We start from the raw sequence: 18,093 nt of genomic DNA, 5'->3' as shown, positions 1-18,093 counted from the left end.
GCCAAGGTTGCTTTTCCGCAACGATGCACCAGGGTCCGGGTCCCGCGAACTCAGACCTTTGTCAGTCTAGTTAGGATCGTTGGTTAACTGCCAATAGTGGTGACCTAAATCATGTTGAAGCCGACGTAATGCCGAGGCACTGGATTTTCCTTCAAGCGCGTGGGCACTGCATGGGCCCGCGGGACCTGCCCTGTAGACTGAAACCCTTATGGACAGTAAATCTAGGTGCCGGCCTGGGAACTGTCGGGGGAGCCGATCAGGCAACTCCGCACAGCGCGCCCCTCGAGCCGGCAACACCCGTTCACATGCCCATCACGCGCCGGCCTTCCGAGCCGGTGGCGCCACGGACCATGCGTCTGCGGCCCCCGATCAGCCTCCGCCGGGGCGAATCTCCCCCTTCAGCGGAACTTCCAAACTGCAAGCGCCTGCCCTTGGAGGGATGCGCTAAGTGGAATGGGTCCTTCTCCTAGCCGGCTTTGCCCTGATTCTTGGCACCGGCTTCTTTGTAGCAGTTGAATTTTCCTTGGTCGCCCTGGACCAGGCAAGCGTTCAGCGCGCAGTCGACAACGGCGACCACGCCGCAGCTCCGCTCCTGAAATGCTTGAAGTCCCTGTCCACCCAGCTTTCCAGCTGCCAACTTGGCATTACGATGACCACCCTCCTGACAGGTTTCGTCATGGAGCCATCTGTGGGACAGCTGCTTGTGGCTCCTCTGGGCCTGCTTGGCCTCAGCCTGGAAGTCGCACACTCCATAGCCCTGGTTGTAGCGATGGCGTTCGCCACCCTGTTGTCGATGCTCCTGGGCGAGCTGGTGCCCAAGAACATGGCCATCGCCCTGGCATTCCCGCTGGGCAAGAGGCTTGCCCGTGCGCAGCTCATTTTCACTGCCGTCTTCAAGCCGGCGATCGTGGTGCTCAATGGCTTCTCCAATAAGGTGCTGAACCTGTTTGGACTGGAAGCGAAAGAGGAAATCTCGGGAGCCCGCACTCCGGCCGAGCTGGCTTCCCTCGTCCGGCGCTCTGCTGAGCTGGGCACGCTCGATGCCGGCACCGCAAACTTCGTGGCGCGAACCCTGAATTTCTCGGGACGCACTGCAGCGGACGTCATGACGCCGCGCATCCGGATGGAAACGATTGATGCCGACCAGCCGGTGAGCGACATCCTCGATGCCGCGCGGCGGACCGGATACTCCCGTTTCCCGGTGATTGGTGATTCGGCCGACGACATCCGCGGCGTGGTCCATATCAAGAAAGCAGTGGCCGTGCCTGCAGATCGTCGGGCGAAGCTTCAGGCCGGGGCGATCATGACGGACGTACTTCGTGTTCCTGAGACCATCCACCTGGATGCCCTCCTCTCCGAACTGCGCGAAGGAAACCTGCAACTGGCCGTCGTTCTTGATGAATATGGTGGCACCGCCGGGATTGCAACCCTCGAGGACCTGGTTGAGGAGATCGTTGGGGAGGTCTCGGACGAACACGACAGGGTCCGCCCCGGACTTTTGCAGAGCGCATCCGGCGACTGGTACTTCCCTGGCCTCCTGAGGCCGGATGAGGTGTCCGAACAAATCCCCAACCTGAGTGTTCCTGATGAGCCTGCCTACGAAACTGTGGGCGGTTATGTGATGAGCAAGCTTGGGCGTATTGCGAAGGTGGGTGATGTGGTGCAGGCCGGTGGCGGCACGCTGACCGTGACCCGCATGGACGGTCGGAGAATTGACCGGATCTGCTTCCACCACATTGAAGAAGATGAAGCGACGCTTGAGGACACGCAGAATGACCGCCACGAAGCAGGTGCCGTATGAGTGACTGGGCAGGAATTGCCTGGCTCGTGGTTCTTTTGATCGGCAATGCTTTTTTCGTGGGTGCGGAATTCGCGGTCATGTCCGCACGCCGCAGCCAGATTGAGCCTCTGGCGCAGGCTGGGTCGAAGCGGGCTCAAACTACGTTGCAGGCCATGGAAAGTGTGTCCTTGATGCTGGCCTGCGCGCAGTTGGGCATCACCGTGTGCTCGCTCTTGATTCTTCAGGTTGCCGAGCCGGCTATCCACCACTTGTTGGCGGAGCCGCTTGAGATGGTTGGCGTCCCGATGGAGCTGGCAGATGTCATCGCCTTTGCCATTGCACTCCTCTTTGTCACGTTCCTGCACGTGACGTTCGGAGAGATGGTCCCCAAGAACATCTCGGTGTCCGTAGCGGACAAGGCGGCACTGCTGTTGGCGCCGCCGCTGGTGTTTATCAGCCGCGTGGTCAAACCGGTGATCTGGACCCTCAACTGGCTTGCGAACCACATCCTCCGATTGATGAAGATCGAACCCAAGGACGAAGTGTCATCGTCATTCACCCTTGAGGAAGTCCAGTCGATTGTGCAGGAATCCACACGGCATGGCCTGGTGGACGATGACGCCGGCTTGCTCAGCGGTGCCCTGGAGTTCTCTGAACACACGGCCTCGCACATCATGGTTCCGTTGGACAAGCTGGTGGTCCTGAGGACAGCGTCGACTCCCGTTGAGTTGGAGAAGGCGGTCAGCCGTACCGGCTTCTCGCGTTTTCCCATGGTGGACGACGACGGCGAACTCGCCGGATACCTGCACGTCAAGGACATCCTCTCCATACCTGAGGAGGGTCGCCGCCATCCGATTGCCGAGGGGCGTATCCGTTCCCTGGCGAACCTCTCGCCGGAGGATGAGATTGAACAGGCGATGTCTGTGATGCAGCGGACCGGCTCGCATCTGGCCCGTGTAGTGGGACCGGGTGGCGCTACACAGGGCGTGTTGTTCCTTGAGGATGTGATCGAGCAGTTGGTGGGCGAGATCCGCGATGCTACCCAAGCGACGGGGATCCGCCGTCTGGGTGGTCCGCAGACCCAGCAATAGCGGGAAATTGTGGCTGGCGCCGACCCGGTTGGTCGATGCCAGCCCTAAATAGGAATCATTCCCATTTAGGGCTAGACTGAAACCACCTAGTAAATGTTTTTGATTCTCATTTGAGTAGATCCGAGGTTTCCGTGCGTCGTTCTGTCGCCCGCATGTCAATGGCCGCTTCAGCCGGCCTCGCCGCCCTGTTGCTTTCATCCTGTGCCGGCAGCGCCGGGGCAGGAGCCCCGTCTTCGTCGTCAGGCGCCATTGAAGTGGTGACCTCCACGAATGTTTACGGAGCCGTCGTGAAGGCCATTGGCGGGGACAAGGTCAACGTGAACGCGATCATCACCAAGACGAGCCAGGACCCGCATTCCTACGAAGCCAGTGCGCAAGACAAGCTGGTCATCTCCAAAGCCAAGCTCGTGGTTGAGAACGGCGGAGGCTATGACGAATTCCTCCACAAAATTGCCGATGAGACCAACGTCGGCCACGAAAATATGATCAGCGCCGTTGAGGTCTCAGGGTTGGCTCCGGAAGAGGAAAGCCACAGCGAAGCGGCGTCCTCCGAAGAGGGCCACAACCATGACCACGGTGAGTTCAACGAGCACGTCTGGTACAGCCTGGACACGATGGGCAAATTCGCTGACGCTGTGGCCAGCAAGCTCAGCAGCCTGGACGCTGCATCTGCTTCGACCTTCACCGCCAACGCCAGCACGTTCAAGGCGAAGCTGACAGAGCTCAACGGGAAGCTTGCAGCCCTGAAGGAAGGCAACGACCACACTCCTGTGGCGATCACTGAACCCGTTCCTTTGTACCTGCTGGCAGCGGCCGGGCTGGAGAACAAGACTCCGGAGGCTTACAGTGCAGCGATTGAAGAAGGAACCGATGTCCCGGCGTCTGTCCTGAAGGAAACGACGGACCTGATGGGCTCCGGCGGTGTCCGGCTGCTGGCGTACAACGAACAGACGGAAGGGCCGCAGACCGAATCCGTAAAGCGGGCTGCCGAGACTGCGGGCGTGCCCGTAGTGAACTTCACCGAAACCTTGCCGGAAGGCAAGGACTACGTGCAGTGGATGACCGACAACGTGGAATCCATCACGGCAGCGCTCAAGAAGTAGATTTCCTGACATCCCATTGCGGTGGGGGCCCCGTCGGCGTCCTAAGATATTCAGGATGGCTGCGGGGCCCTCTGTCTCTCACCAGCACAGAATCCTGCACCAGCACAGGCGCCACTCCAAGGTGCCACCACTAGTTGCGTTCCCCAGCAACGCATGAATCGAGGACAACTTTTGACACCCGTAGTGAGCCTCCGCGGAGCGAGCCTTCAGTTCGGCAAGAGGACACTCTGGCGCGATCTTGATCTCGACATTCATCCGGGGGAGTTCTTTGCCGTCCTCGGGCCCAACGGAAGCGGCAAGACCAGCTTCCTGAAGGTCCTCCTGGGGCTTCAGGAACTGAAGTCAGGAACGGTTGCGTTGGGCGGACATCCGGTGGAGCGGGGCAGCAAACGGATCGGTTACATTCCCCAACAAAAGTCCTTTGCGCCGGATACGCCTTTGCGTGCGCGCGACCTGGTAGGGCTGGGCATTGACGGCCACCGGTGGGGTATGCGGCTGGCTTCAAGGAAAGTAAACCAGCGGATAGATGAACTGCTGGAGCTGGTGGGAGCCTCGGACTATGCGAAAGTGCCCGTGGGGCAGTTGTCAGGTGGAGAGCAACAACGGCTTCGTGTGGCCCAGGCCCTGGCCACGGAACCCCAGGTACTCCTTTGCGATGAACCGTTGCTGTCTTTGGACCTGCATCATCAGCAGGGCGTCAGTTCACTCATCAACGAACAATGCCACGCCCGGAACAGTGCCGTCGTTTTCGTAACCCACGAAATCAATCCTGTGATCGACTACGTTGATCGGGTGCTCTACCTGGCCGGCGGCCATTTCCGCGTCGGGACGCCACAGGAAGTCATGACCACCGAAGTTTTGTCCGAGCTTTACAACAGCCACGTGGAAGTTATCCATACCAACGGAAGGATCGTCGTCGTCGGGCTTCCGGACGCGACCACGCACTTCCACGACGACGCGCACGCCGCGGCTGGGCAGGAGTTCTAAATGGACCTCAACGGAATCCTGCAGACCATCTTCAACTTCGAGAACTATGGCGAATTGTTGGCACTGGTTCAAAACTCCATTTGGGCCGGGGCTGTCCTGGGACTTCTAGGCGGACTCGTCGGCACGTTCGTGATGAAGCGGGACTTGGCGTTCGCCGTCCATGGCATCTCTGAGCTGTCCTTTGCGGGTGCCGCTTTTGCCCTGCTGATCGGTGCCGATATCATTTTCGGCTCGCTGATCGGCTCAGTGGCTGCGGCACTGCTGCTGGGACTCATGGGTGTCAGGGCCCGGGACAAGAACTCGATCATCGGTGTGATCATGCCGTTCGGGCTTGGCCTGGGCATCTTGTTCCTTGCCCTGTACGAGGGCCGCGCCGCAAACAAATTCGGACTGCTCACAGGCCAGATCGTTTCCGTGGATACAGTCCAGCTCCAGGCACTCGCGGGAACGGCTGTCCTGGTGATGATTGCCCTCGGGGCAATCTGGCGCCCGCTCAGTTTTGCCAGCGTGGACCCTGAAATGGCTGAAGCCCGCGGTGTTCCCGTTCGGGGCCTGGCGATCGGCTTCATGGTGCTGCTGGGGGTCAGTGTGGCTTTGTCCATCCAGATTGTCGGCGCACTACTGGTTTTGGCGCTGCTTATCACACCGGCCGCTGCCGCACTGCGGGTTACCACGTCACCACGCCTGGTGGTGCTTTTGAGCGTTGTGTTCGCGACCGCCGCTACTGTCGGTGGAATTCTGCTTGCCCTTGGCAGCCGGATACCGATCAGCCCCTATGTCACCACGTTGTCATTCCTTATTTACGTGGTGTGCCGCGTGATCGGGCGGGTGCGGGCCAACCGTGGCCTCAATGGCCGCGTCTCACGGGAGCAGCCTGCCGGCGCCCTTTAGAGCTTTCCGGCGGCCTTCCTGGCAGTGCATTCAGGGCACAGTCCAAAGATTTCCACGGTGTGCGCCACCTCGGTGAAACCATGCTCAGCGGCTGTTCGGGCCGCCCAGGTCTCAACCGCCGGGGCTTCAACTTCCACAGCCTTGCCACAGTTCCTGCAGAGCAAATGGTGATGGTGTCCAGTGACGGTGCAGCGGCGGTATACGGCTTCGCCCTCCCCGTTGCGCAGGACATCAATGAGTCCGTCGTCGGCAAGTGACTGCAAGATGCGGTAGGCAGTGGCGAGGGAGACTGAGATGCCCTTGTTCTGCAGGAGGCGGTACAGTTCCTGGGTGCTGACGAAGTCGTCCAATTCATCCAGCGCCGCGCTAACGGCCAGGCGCTGCTTGGTGACGCGCTGCTCCTTGACGCCTGTCACCACCGGCGAGGCTGGGCCGCTCGTGACGGAATTGGTGCCTTGTGGCATTGAAAGACTCACTTCCCTGGAAACGCTGGCAAACCCCAATTTTACCAGTAGGGGAGGCTTGGAAACTGTCGGCGGCCGCCCCTAGGCTGTCACCATGAAGCTCACCAAGTTCACGCATGCCTGTATCCGGCTGGAGAAGGACCGGCGGGTCCTGGTCATCGATCCCGGCACGTTCTCCGAGTCCGAAGAAGCGTTGGCAGGTGCGCACGCTGTCCTTGTAACGCATGAGCACAACGACCATATTGATCGGCCGGCCGTGCTGGCGGCCCTGCGCAGCAACTCTTCGCTTGAGGTCTATGCGCCCGCAGGTGTTGCAAAGTCCCTCACTGAGGCCGCAGAGGGCGACGCAACTGGATCCGACGCCGGATCGGACACCGTGGCCAAGCGGATCCATATCGTCGAACCGGGATCCGGTTTCGAGGCTGCGGGGTTCCAGGTGCGAACCTTCGGTGGCCAGCATGCCGTCATCCATGCCCAGATTCCCGTGGTGTCCAACATCGGTTACCTGGTGGATGGGAACGTCTTCCACCCGGGTGACTCATTCGTGGTTCCGGATGGAATCAACGTCCAGACGCTTCTGGTGCCCATCCATGCGCCATGGTCCAAAGTGGGGGAAGTGGTGGACTTTGTCATCTCGGTGCGCGCGCCCAAAGCGTTTCCTGTCCATGATGGCCTGCTTAACGAGCTGGGCCGGGGGATCGTGGAAGGCCACGTCACCCGCATCGGTGCCCGCTACGGAACCGCCTACACGCGACTCGCACCCCTGGAGTCAGTAGAGGTTTAGCCGGTCCACGTCCCGGTTTCGTGGAATTGGTCAAGGACCGCTTCGTACGGCGCGGGGTCCAGCCCTTTGCTGGCCAGCCAAGCGGCGTCGTTATAGCTGCCCGCGTAGCGATCGCCGCCGTCGCACATGAGCGAGACGATGCTTCCCTTCCGCCCTTCCGAGACCATCCGGGCCACGAGTTGCCAGACGCCCCAAAGATTGGTTCCCGTGGAGGGTCCTGCATGCAATCCAGTGAGCTTGTGCAGGTGCCGCATGGCTGCCACAGAGGCTGCGTCCGGGACCTGGATCATGTGATCGATGACAGCCGGGACGAAGCTCGGCTCCGCGCGGGGACGGCCGATGCCTTCGATCCGGGACGGCAATCCCGTGGCGGCGGCAGCATTCCCATCCCGCCAGGCCGGGTAAAAAGCAGAGTTCTCCGGGTCCACCACGGCAAGGCAGGTGCTGTGCCTGTTGTACCGCAGGTAGCGACCTATGGTTGCGCTTGTGCCGCCGGTTCCTGCGCCCACCACAATCCACTCGGGAACCGGATGCTCTTCGAGGGAGAGCTGCTGGAAGATTGATTCGGCGATGTTGTTGTTGCCCCTCCAGTCCGTGGCGCGCTCGGCGAAGGTGAATTGGTCCATGTAGTAGCCGCCGGACGTTTTCGCTGTCTCCTCCGCCACGGCGTATACCTCTGAAGCGTGGTCCACAAGGAGGCAGGCGCCCCCGAATTCCTCGATGAGGGCGATCTTTTCCGGGCTGGTGGTCTTGGTCATGACAGCGATGAACGGCAGGCCAATGAGCCTGGCGAAGTACGCTTCGGAGACCGCCGTGCTGCCACTGGAGGCTTCCACGATAGTGGTGCCCTCCGTGATCCAGCCATTAACCAGGCCGTAGAGGAACAGAGAACGGGCCAGGCGATGTTTGAGGCTGCCTGATCGGTGTGTCGACTCATCCTTGAGGTAGAGCTGGACTCCCCAATGTTCGGGCAGTGGGACTGCGTAGAGGTGCGTATCTGCCGAACGATTGTTCTCAGCTTCGATCTTGCGGATGGCCTCGCTGGCCCAAGCCCTGTCCTGAATGCACGAATTGCTCACCGGACAAGCGTACCGGCGGGGTATGGAAGGCAAGACTAGGCTGGAAGAGTGGCATGGGTAGCAGAGCACCCACGCAGGCTTAGCTGAAGGAGAGCAGATGACCATTCTGATGGACGCGTCCGAAGTACACCGGCGGCTCGCGGCGGGGGAGCACACCGTGCTCCTGGACGTGCGTTGGGTCCTGGGCAGGACGGATGGGCACAGCCAATACTTGGAAGGCCATCTGCCAGGAGCGGTTTTCGTGGACCTGCCCAGTGAACTCGCGGACCACGCACAGCCTGCCCTGGGGCGGCATCCCCTTCCCTCTATTGATCGCTTCCAGCTTGCCGCGCGGCGCTGGGGGATCAACGATGGCGACACCGTGGTCGCCTACGACAACAGCGGCAGTATGGCCGCTGCCCGCGCTTGGTGGATGCTGAGGAATGCAGGCGTGGAAACCGTCTACCTGCTCGACGGCGGACTGGCGGCCTGGCGCGCGGCAGGTCACCCTCTGGAGGCAGGCGAGGTGACGCCCGCCGTCGGGAATGTCACTCTGAACGACGGCAGAATGCCCACGATCACCGAGGAGGAAGCTGCACACTGGCATGAGCAGGGCGTACTGCTGGATGCACGCGCCGGGGAGCGTTACAGGGGCGAAATCGAGCCGATCGACCCCCGCGCCGGACATATTCCTGGCGCGGTCAGCGCACCGACCACCGAGAACCTCACTGCGGAAGGCAAGTTCCTCCCAGCGGAGGAACTGCGCCGGCGCTTCACTGGCTTGGGAGCCGATGGTCCGGGCAACGTCGCCGTCTATTGCGGCTCCGGCGTCACGGCTGCGCACCAGATTGCCGCCCTGGAAATTGCCGGATACACCGCGGCGCTCTTCCCGGGGTCGTTCTCGCAATGGTCGAACAATGCCGCAAATCGCGTGGCCGTTGGCAGTGAACCGTTCGAGGACGAATATGTAGGGGACGCAGGGGATTCGCCTGGCCCGCACGGCCAAAGTGGCACGAGCACCGCTGCCCGGAGTAGCGTCGGATCATGACCCCTGGACGTCCCGTGCCCCCGCCCCTGGCGAAGCCAATTCCATTGGATACAGCTAAGCCAATTCCCGTGGAGACAGTGAAGCCTGCTTATTCGCAGTCGTCGGAACCGGCAGGATCCACGCTAGTGGCCGCGTTTGGCGCCACTTCCCCGGACAGTGGGTTGGTACCTCTGACGGTCGCGCGCCGTGCGCCCAAGGAAGACGATGTGGAGATCGCGATCGATTTTTGCGGTCTTTGCCACTCGGATGTTCATGCAACACGTGGGGAATGGCGTTTGCCGCATTATCCTCTTGTTCCAGGCCATGAAATCGTCGGCCGGGTAACGCGGGTGGGTGCTGCCGTGCAGAATTTCGCACCTGGCGACCGCGTCGGCGTTGGCTGCCTGGTGGATTCCTGCCGCGAGTGCGGGAGCTGCTTGGAGGGACTGGAGCAGTATTGCGAGCGGGGCAATGTTGGCACCTACGGAGTTGCGGACCCACGCAATGGCGGAGCAATAACCCAAGGAGGATATTCGACGTCGGTTGTGGTTGACCGTCGCTTCGTGCTGCGTATCCCTGAAGCCCTGGACGCAGCGGCTGCCGCCCCGCTCTTGTGCGCCGGGATCACCACGTATTCGCCGTTGAGGTATTTCGAGGTTGAAGAGGGGGATTCGGTGGGAGTAGTGGGGCTGGGCGGCTTGGGCCACATGGCCGTCAAGATCGCCAAGGCCATGGGCGCTGAGGTCACGGTGTTCACCACCTCTGAAGCGAAGTTCGGCGCCGCCCGGGATTTGGGAGCGGACCACGTGGTGTTATCCAAGGACGCTGAGGCCATGGCGGGTGCCAACCGCAGCATCGATGTCATCATTGACACCGTTGCCGCACCGCACGATCTCAACCCCTACTTCCGCACGCTGCGGCTTGATGGGGCGCTCTTCCAGCTTGGGCTCCCTGCCGATGACATGCCGCCTGTCAGCCCGGGGCTCCTCATACGCCGACGCCTGGCCTATGCAGGTTCACTGATTGGCGGGATCGGCGAAACCCAGGAAATGCTTGATTTCTGCGCCGCGCATGGAGTTGCCAGCGACATTGAGGTCGTCGGGGCCGAACAACTCAATGAGGCCTATGACCGTATGGTGGCCGGCGACGTGAAGTACCGATTTGTATTGGACACCGCAACACTTCAGGAACCGTCAGAAAGGGCAGATGCATGAGCACGCTGTTCACCAGGATCATCAACGGGGAAATCCCGGGCCGTTTCGTGTGGAAGGACGAGGACGTTGTGGCTTTCCTGACAATCGCTCCGATCACGCCGGGCCACACACTGGTGGTACCTCGTGAGGAAGTGGATTCATGGACGCATGCCAGCCCGGAGCTTTTGGCCAAGGTCATGGATGTTGCCCAGAGGATCGGAAAGGTCCAGGAAGATCTTTTCAGCGCCAAGCGCGTGGGTGTCCTGATGGAAGGCTTCGAGGTGGACCACTTGCACGTGCACATCTGGCCCGCCTACTCGATGGCGGACTTTGAGGTACACAACGTGGACCACAATCCGGATCCTGCCGTCATGGATGCCACGGCTGTGAAGCTCCGCGCGGCCTTGCGGGCTGCCGGCCACGAGAGCTTCGTCCCCGAGGACTAAGCCTTCCAGACAAGTTAAACCGGCGGTGCTGAATCAGCACCGCCGGTTGTTTTTAAGCCGGACCTAGGCTGGCGCCAAGGCCTGGTTAAGCGCCGTTCGGATGCGTTTCTCGGAGACGGAGTAAGCCGTGCCCAACTCGACGGCGAAGAGGCTTACGCGCAGCTCCTCGATCATCCAGCGCACGCGGGTTAATTCCGAGCCTGCCCTGCGTCCGGGGAGCAACGCGGACACGGCGTCGTCGTAGTCATCCTCCAGTGCCTGGACGATGGCCATATTCAGTCCATCGCGCTGCACGTTGCCGGGAAGCTTCTCCAGCCGCTTCTCGATCGCCTGCAGGTACCGCGGAAGCTGGCTCAGCTGCGCGTAGCCCGTCTGTGCCACAAAGCCCGGAAAGACCAACTGTTCCAGCTGGCTTTTTATGTCATTGAGGGCGCTGATGAGCGGCAGGCTGGCACTGGCCTTCAGCTGCTTCTGGATCCGGCGAGTGCTCGCCAGGATGCGTTCGACGACGGCCGTCACCGTAAATACGGTATCGATCAGCTCAGCGCGGACTACTTCATACAACGCATCGAAGGCTTCCTTATCCCACGGCAGGGCCTCCGGCGTCAGCTTGTCGATGGCAGCGAGGGCGCAGTCAGCGATCAGGGCACTGACGGAGCCGTGCGGATTTTGGCTGAAGGTCAGCTTTTCGGTATTGCTGAGGTGCTCCAGCACGTACCGGTCCGGGGCAGGGATTCGAAGAGCCAGGAGCCGGATCACCCCGCCACGCATGGCCGCTTCCTGTTCCTGGCGGGTTTGGAAGACGCGGAAGGCTACAGAGGTACCCTCATCCACGATCGCAGGGAAGCCGGTGACGGCATGGCCCTTGACTGTTCGGGTTACTTGGCGTTGCACGGTCCCGAAGTCCCATTCAGTGATGCCACTGCGTTCGGCCACCGCTCCCTGGGCGGGTTGGGCGCCGGGGTGCGTGCCAGGATGCGCATCAGGACTGCTGACGGTCCCGGCCGCGGAACCGGCGGTCTTGCCGTTTGAGGCGCCGGGCGCTCCGGCTCTTGTGCCAGCCTTGCCGGGTGCCGTCGTCGCTGGTGTAGCACCGAGCGATTCGGCGATTGCCCGACGTGTGGCCGGGGCCAGTTTTTCCTGTAGTTGGGCAAGGTCCTTGCCTTCGTCGAGGACCTTGCCCTTGCTGTCCACCACCTTAAAGCTCACGCGAAGGTGGGGAGGCACTGCTTCCCAGTTCCATGATCCCGGTGGGATGACGTGTCCGCGGAGCCGGCGAAGAACCAGTTCCAGGGAGGGCTCAAGCTCGTCAGTGGCGGGATTGAAGTCTCTTTCCAAGGCCTCCGTAGCCTGCCGGGCGACGTCAGGGGCAGGCACAAAGTTCTTCCGAACCTGCTTGGGGAGGGATTTGATAAGCGCCGTGATCAGTTCTACGCGTTGTCCCGGGATCTGCCACCGGAACGGTGCGTCGTCGAGTTGGTTCAGGAACAACACCGGAACTTCGGCGGTGACACCGTCCGAAGGATTCGGAGCAGACCCAGGAGCCACAGGATGGAACTCGTAGCTCAGTGGAAGTTCGAAGCCCTTGTGCAGCCACGTTTTGGGGTAGGCGGAATCATCGAGGGCCTCGGCGTCCTCGCTCATCAACAGCGACTGGTCGAAGTCCAGCAGCCCAGGATCTGCTTGGCGTGCCTCCTTCCACCACTTATCGAAATGCCGTTCGGACACGACGTCCTGGCCCACTCTGGTGTCATAGAACTCGAACAGGGTTTGGTCATCCACCAGGAGGTCCCGCCGGCGCATCCTGGTTTCAAGCTCCTCGATCTCCTGCAGGAGCGCGCGGTTGCGGTGGAAGAACTTGTGATGGGTCTTCCACTCGCCTTCCACCAGTGCGTGACGGATGAAGAGTTCCCGGGACAATTCCGGATCGATGCGGCCATAGTTGACCCGACGGTTCGGGATGATGGGCACCCCGTACAGCGTGACCTTCTCGTGGGCCATGACGGCCCCTTGCCGGGAAGACCAATGCGGCTCGCTGTAGGAGCGCTTCACGAGGTCCGGGGCTACTTGCTCCACCCACAGGGGATCGAACCTGGCAGCGACCCGTGCCCATAAGCGGCTGGTTTCCACCAGCTCGGCGGCCATGACGAATGCAGGCGATTTCTTGAACAGGGCAGAACCGGGGAAGATCGCGAAGCGGCTGCCGCGGGCGCCGGCGTATTCGCGCTTGCGCTCATCAAGGAGGCCGATGTGGCTCAGCAACCCTGACAACAGGCTGATGTGGATTCCCTCATGGTTGCCTACGGGATCAGCTTCACGCCTATTGTCCAGTGTGATACCCAAGGGCTTGGCAAGTTGGCGGAGTTGCGTAAAAAGGTCCTGCCACTCACGGACGCGAAGATAGTTGATGAATTCGTTGCGGCACAGCCGGCGAAACTGCGTTGAGGACAGCTCGCGTTGCTTTTCCTGAATGTAGTTCCAAAGGTTAAGGAAACCGGTGAAGTCCGAGTTCTCATCGCGGAACCGCGCATGCTTCTCAGCAGCGAGTTGCTGCTTGTCGGTCGGCCGTTCGCGGGGATCCTGGATGGTAAGCGCTGCTGCCAGAATCATCACTTCGCGGACACAACCGCGTTTGCCGGCTTCGACAATCATGCGGCCGAGCCTGGGATCCACCGGCAGCTGGGCCAGTTTCTGCCCGACGGCGGTCAGGCCACTGCCGCTTCGACGGTTGCCGCGGGGATCCTTGGGCCCTGGGCTGCTCGAAGTTGCCGGGCTGAGGGCGCCTAGCTCGCGAAGGAGGGTGACGCCGTCGTTAATCGCGCGTGAATCAGGCGGTTCGACGAACGGGAAGTTCTCAACATCCTTGGGACCACGGGCAACGCCCATGGCCGTCATCTGCAGAATGACGGCGGCAAGGTTGGTCCGCAGGATTTCAGGGTCCGTGAACTGCGGGCGGGACTCAAAGTCTTCTTCGGAGTAAAGACGGATGGCAATACCCTCGGAGACGCGTCCGCAACGCCCGGACCGCTGGTTGGCCGAGGCCTGGGACACACGTTCTATGGGGAGGCGCTGGACCTTGGTCCGGTGCGAGTACCGCGAGATGCGGGCCGTGCCGGTGTCGATCACATACTTGATGCCCGGGACAGTCAGCGAGGTTTCCGCCACGTTGGTGGCGAGGATGATGCGCCGCTTTCCACCGGGATTGAAGACCCGATGCTGCTCCTGCAGGCTCAGCCTGGCAAAGAGGGGCAGGACTTCCGTGCCTGCCAGGCGCCGGTTGCTCTGGATGCGGCCATTGATGGCCTCGGCGGCGTCGCGGATCTCGCGCTCGCCGGAGAAGAAGACAAGGATATCGCCCGGCGCTTCCTTGGCCAGTTCATCCACGGCGTCACAGACGGCATCCAGTGGGTCCCGGTCCTCTTCCAGCTCGTCGTCGGAGCTGTCCTCGTCCGCACCGGCAGGCTGTGACAAGGGCCGATACCGGATCTCCACCGGGTAGGTGCGGCCGGAAACCTCGATGATGGGTGCGGGGGATTCCTCCGTGCCGAAGTGCTTGGCGAAGCGTTCAGGATCGATGGTGGCCGAGGTGATGATAATTTTCAGGTCGGGGCGCTGGGGGAGGACACGCTTCAGGTAGCCCAGGATGAAGTCGATGTTGAGGCTGCGTTCGTGGGCCTCGTCAATGATGATGGTGCTGTATTTGCGCAGGAGTTTGTCCCGTTGGATCTCTGCCAGGAGGATGCCATCGGTCATGAGTTTGATCTTGGTCGATGCACTGACCTCGCCAGTGAACCGGACCTGGAAGCCAACTTCCTGGCCGATCTCGACGTCCAGCTCGGACGCGATGCGCTCTGCTACTGTCCTGGCCGCCAGTCGTCGCGGCTGCGTGTGGCCGATCAGGCCTTTGTCGCCCAGGCCCAGTTCCAAGCACATTTTGGGGATCTGGGTAGTTTTGCCCGAGCCGGTTTCGCCGGCAATGATGGTCACCTGGTTTGCGGCGATCGCCGCCATCAGATCCTCGCGGCGCTCGGATACCGGCAGCTCAGCGGGGTAGGAAATATGAAGTGTCATGGCTGCTGCCAGTCTACTGTGGCTTCCTGTCAACGTCCGCTGTCGCTGTCACATGTCGGGCAGGCCCGGCTGCCGCGCCGCTGTCCTTAAAGGCCGCGGTGGAAGCGGGTCGCATAGAGACGCCCGTCGTTCGGGATCCTGGTGAATTCCCTGAAGGACGGGCGTCGGATGGACAGATCTGGCTCGATGATTCCAGTGGGCTGGGGGGCGGCTAGTAGATGCGGGGGTTCCAGTAGGGAGTACTTGGAGCGTCGAAGGCGCTCCAGGGTTCCTTGGAGTTGATGGGTGGGTTGTGGCCGCGTCCGTCCTTGAGAAGGGCGGTAACGGTGGCTGCGACGGCGGTGATGAGGACGATGAAGAGGATGATTCCGAAGATTTCCATGGCTTCAGTCTTCTCTTGGCGGCACCCAAGAAACAGTGGCAGAAATGCCCCATTTCGACAATTTTCTGCCACACTGGAGATATGTTGAAGTCAGTAGCCGTGATCGTTGTCCCCAACTTCTCGATCTTCGAGTTCGGTACGGCCTTTGAGGTCTTCGGAATCGATAGATCCGACCGTGGCGCAGGCGTACCTGCCTTCGACTTCAGGGTGTGCGCGCCGGAACCGGGGGACATCCGAATGAAGTCCGGCCTCTCCTTGCACGTCAACCTTGGACTGGAGGCTGCTGCTGATGCGGACCTTGTCATCATGGCGCCTTTCGGAAGGGACCAGGAGGTCCCCGTATCTGTCCTGGATGCGCTGCGGGCGGCCCACGCCCGCGGCGCGTGGGTGATGTCCATCTGCTCCGGCGCATACGCCTTGGCACGGGCCGGCCTGCTGGACGGCCGGCGATGCACCACCCATTGGCACTACTCGCAGGACCTGGCGAGTCGATACCCCGCAGTGGTAGTGGATGAGAATGTCCTCTATGTACAGGATGGAACCATCATTACCAGCGCAGGGACCGCCGCCGGAATCGATGCCTGCCTCCATCTTGTCCGTGTGGAGTTGGGAGCAAACGTAGCTGCCGCGATTGCGCGCGACATGGTGGTCCCACCCCATCGCGACGGCGGCCAAGCCCAGTTCATAGACCGGCCCATGCCCCGCTGTGGTTCAGCGCCCATGGAGGAACTCCTGCGGTGGATGGTTGAACACCTCGACGAAGAACACAGTGTCAACGAATTGGCTGCCCGGCTGCATATGTCGCCCAGAACATTCGCACGCCGCTTCAGGGCGGAAACAGGGACAACACCCGCGGCGTGGTTGAATTCCCAGCGGGTGCTCCGCGCCCAGGAACTGCTGGAGTCCACGGAGCTCAACATCGATGAGATCGCGCGCGAAGCAGGGTTCGGGCATTCCGTTTTGCTGCGCCACCACTTCACCAAGGTGCTGGATACGAGCCCGCAGAGCTACCGGAGGGCCTTCCGCGGGCAATTGGCCGAGGCGATTTAGCGGCGGACCCCCAGGCGGCCGCGGGGGCCGCGGGACTCCGAACCTTCAGCCTTGGCACACTCCACAAGTTCCTGCCAAGGCCCAGTGACTGCGCTCTCGGGTAGTGTCGCCCGCCGTTGGCCTGCCCTGATGGAGTACGTGAACCGATCTGGTTCGTCCAGAGTCCTGGCTTCGCTTTTGGCTTCGTCCCAGGGGCAAGCCTCAACGATCGGCATCCAGCGCTCTTTGTCATCATCCGACACTGCCTCCACGCTCCAGACGCGCGTCATCGCGGCTATGCCCCCGCTGCGCTGGACGGTGATTTTCATGACCGGCTACTTCTCGTTTTGACGAACTGGCGGAAAGCCAACGACGGCGGGACTGCCCGGGGCCGGACGGTCCCGCCGGCTGGTCTAAACCTTGACCTTCACAGTCTCCCACGCCTTCAGGACGGCGTCATGCTCTACTGAGCCGACGCCAAAAAGTTCTTCCGCAGTAGCCGCAGTCGCCTTGGCGAACTTGCCAAAGGTGCAGGCTGGCGGCAGGGACCCGCTGGTGAGTGTCCCGTACCAGATCTGCCCTGGCACACCCCATGCATTGCCGCCCAACTCTGTGGCAACAAGGTAGAAAGCCCTGTTGGGGATGCCCGAATTGATGTGTACTCCACCGTTGTCGGCACTGGTCCGAACGTATGTGTCCATCGAGTCAGGCTGCGGGTCCTTGCCCAGGATGTCGTCGTCGTAGGCGGTGCCCGGGGCCTTCATCGAGCGCAAGGCCGCACCTTGGACTTTGTCGGTAAAAAGACCCTCGCCGATCAGCCAGCTGGCTTGCTCCGTGGTTTCCTTCTTCAGGTACTGCTCCACGAGTACACCGAAGACATCTGACATGGACTCGTTCAGGGCACCTGCCTGGTTGCGGTAATTGAGCCCTGCCGTAAATTGCGTGACCCCGTGGGCCAGTTCGTGGCCGATGACGCTCACTGACTTGGTGAAGCGTTGGAAAATCTCCCCGTCGCCATCCCCAAAGACCATCTGATTGCCATCCCAAAAGGCATTGTCGTACAGGTTGCCGTAGTGAACGGTAGCGTCCAGGGCCAGGCCGGCGCCATCGACGGAATCCCGGCCGAAGATCTCTGCATAGAGTCGGTGGGTGCTGCCCAAACCGTCATAGGCCTCATCGGTAGCGGCGTCCCCAACAGGCGCAGCGCCCTCCTTGCGGACTACCCGGCCGGGCAGGTTTTCCGACGTGTCGGCATCGTAGATGGTGCGCTTTGGCGGGCCGGGCTGTGCCGCCACTGCACTGGGCGGAGTAGAGGGTGCCGGGGCGGCACGAACAGCCTGGAGGTCCTTGATGTGCAGGAGTGATTCCTTTGCGGCCCGGGCAACAGCCCAAAGCCGTGGCTCGCTCTGGGCGGCAATCCTTCGAAGCATGTAAGGCGGAACGATTGAACAAATCACAGCAACCCCTTTTGGCTCTTGGCGACTGGCAACTGTGATCAGCCTAGGAGCGGGGGCTGACAATTTTGGCGAGTTCGCCCGGCAAGCCCTGAACTGATAGCGGCGACCCGGGTTGCGGCCCGGAGGCCGAGCTGGGTCTGGGGGCGAGCTGGGGCCGCGAGCTGGAACGCGAAAATACCCCGCCAGTTGGACTGGCGGGGTATTTGTATGTGCCCTCGATAGGATTCGAACCTACGGCCTTCTGCTCCGGAGGCAGACGCTCTATCCCCTGAGCTACGAGGGCATCCGGGGTTCCCTCCGTTGCCGGTGGGACGTCCTAGAGCTTAGCAG

Annotated in this window: 16 protein-coding genes and 1 tRNA gene; 10 read left to right on the top strand and 7 right to left on the bottom strand. The window is 61.5% G+C overall.

The genetic code is table 11. From position 1 onward, the window contains the following. Window positions 1–448 precede the first annotated feature (448 nt). From AC6I99_RS14360 to AC6I99_RS14340, 5 genes are all read left to right on the top strand, one after another. A complete protein-coding gene (locus AC6I99_RS14360; protein WP_224164710.1) occupies window positions 449–1,801 on the top strand; it encodes a hemolysin family protein in 1,353 nt (450 codons plus the stop codon). Beyond that, window positions 1,798–2,871: a hemolysin family protein gene (locus AC6I99_RS14355; RefSeq protein WP_224164709.1), complete on the top strand. Its 1,074-nt coding sequence runs from the start codon at window positions 1,798–1,800 to the stop codon at window positions 2,869–2,871. Before AC6I99_RS14360 ends, AC6I99_RS14355 begins: the two co-directional genes overlap by 4 nt. A gap of 131 nt (window positions 2,872–3,002) precedes the next feature. Beyond that, window positions 3,003–3,974 (top strand): metal ABC transporter solute-binding protein, Zn/Mn family, encoded by a 972-nt coding sequence (locus tag AC6I99_RS14350; protein ID WP_497961172.1) that lies wholly within the window; start codon window positions 3,003–3,005, stop codon window positions 3,972–3,974. A 153-nt stretch (window positions 3,975–4,127) separates the two neighbouring features. Then, entirely contained in the window at window positions 4,128–4,961 is an 834-nt protein-coding gene (locus tag AC6I99_RS14345) for a metal ABC transporter ATP-binding protein (RefSeq protein ID WP_497961171.1), read from the top strand. Beyond that, window positions 4,962–5,852: a metal ABC transporter permease gene (locus tag AC6I99_RS14340; RefSeq protein WP_497944825.1), complete on the top strand. Its 891-nt coding sequence runs from the start codon at window positions 4,962–4,964 to the stop codon at window positions 5,850–5,852. Here AC6I99_RS14340 and AC6I99_RS14335 read toward each other — a convergent pair. Then, entirely contained in the window at window positions 5,849–6,316 is a 468-nt protein-coding gene (locus tag AC6I99_RS14335; protein WP_224164705.1) for a Fur family transcriptional regulator, read from the bottom strand. The genes AC6I99_RS14340 and AC6I99_RS14335 overlap by 4 nt on opposite strands. Window positions 6,317–6,410: 94 nt before the next feature. Between AC6I99_RS14335 and AC6I99_RS14330 the strand changes: the two genes are divergently transcribed. Further along, window positions 6,411–7,100 carry an MBL fold metallo-hydrolase gene (locus AC6I99_RS14330; protein WP_224164704.1) on the top strand — a complete coding sequence of 230 codons (690 nt, stop codon included), beginning with the start codon at window positions 6,411–6,413 and terminating at the stop codon, window positions 7,098–7,100. On the opposite strand, the gene cds1 is transcribed toward AC6I99_RS14330, so the two are convergent. Beyond that, the gene (cds1, locus tag AC6I99_RS14325) at window positions 7,097–8,179 is read right to left on the bottom strand and encodes an L-cysteine desulfhydrase Cds1 (RefSeq protein ID WP_497961170.1); all 1,083 of its coding nucleotides are present in this window, start codon (window positions 8,177–8,179) and stop codon (window positions 7,097–7,099) included. The two genes, AC6I99_RS14330 and cds1, sit on opposite strands and share 4 nt — an antisense overlap. Before the next feature lie 97 nt (window positions 8,180–8,276). Between cds1 and AC6I99_RS14320 the strand changes: the two genes are divergently transcribed. Genes AC6I99_RS14320 through AC6I99_RS14310 form a run of 3 tightly spaced genes read left to right on the top strand, consistent with a single transcriptional unit; the run spans window position 8,277 to window position 10,824 of the window. Next, a complete protein-coding gene (locus AC6I99_RS14320; RefSeq protein WP_497961169.1) occupies window positions 8,277–9,206 on the top strand; it encodes a sulfurtransferase in 930 nt (309 codons plus the stop codon). Further along, window positions 9,203–10,399, top strand: a complete 1,197-nt coding sequence (locus AC6I99_RS14315) for an NAD(P)-dependent alcohol dehydrogenase (RefSeq protein ID WP_497961168.1) — start codon at window positions 9,203–9,205, stop codon at window positions 10,397–10,399. The genes AC6I99_RS14320 and AC6I99_RS14315 overlap by 4 nt, the downstream gene beginning before the upstream one ends. Next, window positions 10,396–10,824 carry an HIT family protein gene (locus AC6I99_RS14310; RefSeq protein ID WP_224088005.1) on the top strand — a complete coding sequence of 143 codons (429 nt, stop codon included), beginning with the start codon at window positions 10,396–10,398 and terminating at the stop codon, window positions 10,822–10,824. The genes AC6I99_RS14315 and AC6I99_RS14310 overlap by 4 nt, the downstream gene beginning before the upstream one ends. Before the next feature lie 63 nt (window positions 10,825–10,887). Here the strand turns inward: AC6I99_RS14310 and hrpA are convergent, their stop codons facing one another. Together hrpA and AC6I99_RS14300 are read right to left on the bottom strand one after the other, a co-directional pair. Next, on the bottom strand, window positions 10,888–14,895 hold the full coding sequence (hrpA, locus tag AC6I99_RS14305) for an ATP-dependent RNA helicase HrpA (protein ID WP_497961167.1): 4,008 nt from the start codon (window positions 14,893–14,895) through the stop codon (window positions 10,888–10,890). A 211-nt stretch (window positions 14,896–15,106) separates the two neighbouring features. Further along, on the bottom strand, window positions 15,107–15,277 hold the full coding sequence (locus AC6I99_RS14300) for a hypothetical protein (RefSeq protein ID WP_223946385.1): 171 nt from the start codon (window positions 15,275–15,277) through the stop codon (window positions 15,107–15,109). An 81-nt stretch (window positions 15,278–15,358) separates the two neighbouring features. Here AC6I99_RS14300 and AC6I99_RS14295 point away from each other — a divergent pair, with 81 nt between their 5' ends. Further along, window positions 15,359–16,327: a GlxA family transcriptional regulator gene (locus AC6I99_RS14295; protein ID WP_497961166.1), complete on the top strand. Its 969-nt coding sequence runs from the start codon at window positions 15,359–15,361 to the stop codon at window positions 16,325–16,327. On the opposite strand, the gene AC6I99_RS14290 is transcribed toward AC6I99_RS14295, so the two are convergent. The 3 genes from AC6I99_RS14290 to AC6I99_RS14280 all read right to left on the bottom strand — a co-directional run bounded on the left by AC6I99_RS14290 (window position 16,324) and on the right by AC6I99_RS14280 (window position 18,046). Further along, window positions 16,324–16,635: a protealysin inhibitor emfourin gene (locus tag AC6I99_RS14290; RefSeq protein ID WP_497961165.1), complete on the bottom strand. Its 312-nt coding sequence runs from the start codon at window positions 16,633–16,635 to the stop codon at window positions 16,324–16,326. The genes AC6I99_RS14295 and AC6I99_RS14290 overlap by 4 nt on opposite strands. Window positions 16,636–16,719: 84 nt before the next feature. After that, window positions 16,720–17,736 (bottom strand): M4 family metallopeptidase, encoded by a 1,017-nt coding sequence (locus AC6I99_RS14285; RefSeq protein WP_497961977.1) that lies wholly within the window; start codon window positions 17,734–17,736, stop codon window positions 16,720–16,722. A 237-nt stretch (window positions 17,737–17,973) separates the two neighbouring features. Next, window positions 17,974–18,046: transfer RNA gene (locus tag AC6I99_RS14280), tRNA-Arg, on the bottom strand. Window positions 18,047–18,093 lie beyond the last annotated feature (47 nt).

It is taken from the genome of Arthrobacter sp. TmtSoilC77 (assembly GCF_059739415.1).
The sequence above is the reverse complement of the archived record's forward strand: the minus strand, read 5'-3'. Positions and strand labels throughout refer to the sequence as shown.

What these genes read in the sequence shown, in the direction of transcription:
- AC6I99_RS14300 (WP_223946385.1), bottom strand. Translation starts at nt 15,277, where the DNA reads ATGGAAATCTTCGGAATCATCCTCTTCATCGTCCTCATCACCGCCGTC.
- AC6I99_RS14295 (WP_497961166.1), top strand. Translation starts at nt 15,359, where the DNA reads ATGTTGAAGTCAGTAGCCGTGATCGTTGTCCCCAACTTCTCGATCTTC.
- AC6I99_RS14345 (WP_497961171.1), top strand. Translation starts at nt 4,128, where the DNA reads ATGAATCGAGGACAACTTTTGACACCCGTAGTGAGCCTCCGCGGAGCG.
- AC6I99_RS14320 (WP_497961169.1), top strand. Translation starts at nt 8,277, where the DNA reads ATGACCATTCTGATGGACGCGTCCGAAGTACACCGGCGGCTCGCGGCG.
- AC6I99_RS14340 (WP_497944825.1), top strand. Translation starts at nt 4,962, where the DNA reads ATGGACCTCAACGGAATCCTGCAGACCATCTTCAACTTCGAGAACTAT.
- hrpA (WP_497961167.1), bottom strand. Translation starts at nt 14,895, where the DNA reads ATGACACTTCATATTTCCTACCCCGCTGAGCTGCCGGTATCCGAGCGC.
- AC6I99_RS14355 (WP_224164709.1), top strand. Translation starts at nt 1,798, where the DNA reads ATGAGTGACTGGGCAGGAATTGCCTGGCTCGTGGTTCTTTTGATCGGC.
- AC6I99_RS14310 (WP_224088005.1), top strand. Translation starts at nt 10,396, where the DNA reads ATGAGCACGCTGTTCACCAGGATCATCAACGGGGAAATCCCGGGCCGT.
- AC6I99_RS14330 (WP_224164704.1), top strand. Translation starts at nt 6,411, where the DNA reads ATGAAGCTCACCAAGTTCACGCATGCCTGTATCCGGCTGGAGAAGGAC.
- AC6I99_RS14285 (WP_497961977.1), bottom strand. Translation starts at nt 17,736, where the DNA reads ATGCTTCGAAGGATTGCCGCCCAGAGCGAGCCACGGCTTTGGGCTGTT.
- AC6I99_RS14315 (WP_497961168.1), top strand. Translation starts at nt 9,203, where the DNA reads ATGACCCCTGGACGTCCCGTGCCCCCGCCCCTGGCGAAGCCAATTCCA.
- AC6I99_RS14290 (WP_497961165.1), bottom strand. Translation starts at nt 16,635, where the DNA reads ATGAAAATCACCGTCCAGCGCAGCGGGGGCATAGCCGCGATGACGCGC.
- AC6I99_RS14335 (WP_224164705.1), bottom strand. Translation starts at nt 6,316, where the DNA reads ATGCCACAAGGCACCAATTCCGTCACGAGCGGCCCAGCCTCGCCGGTG.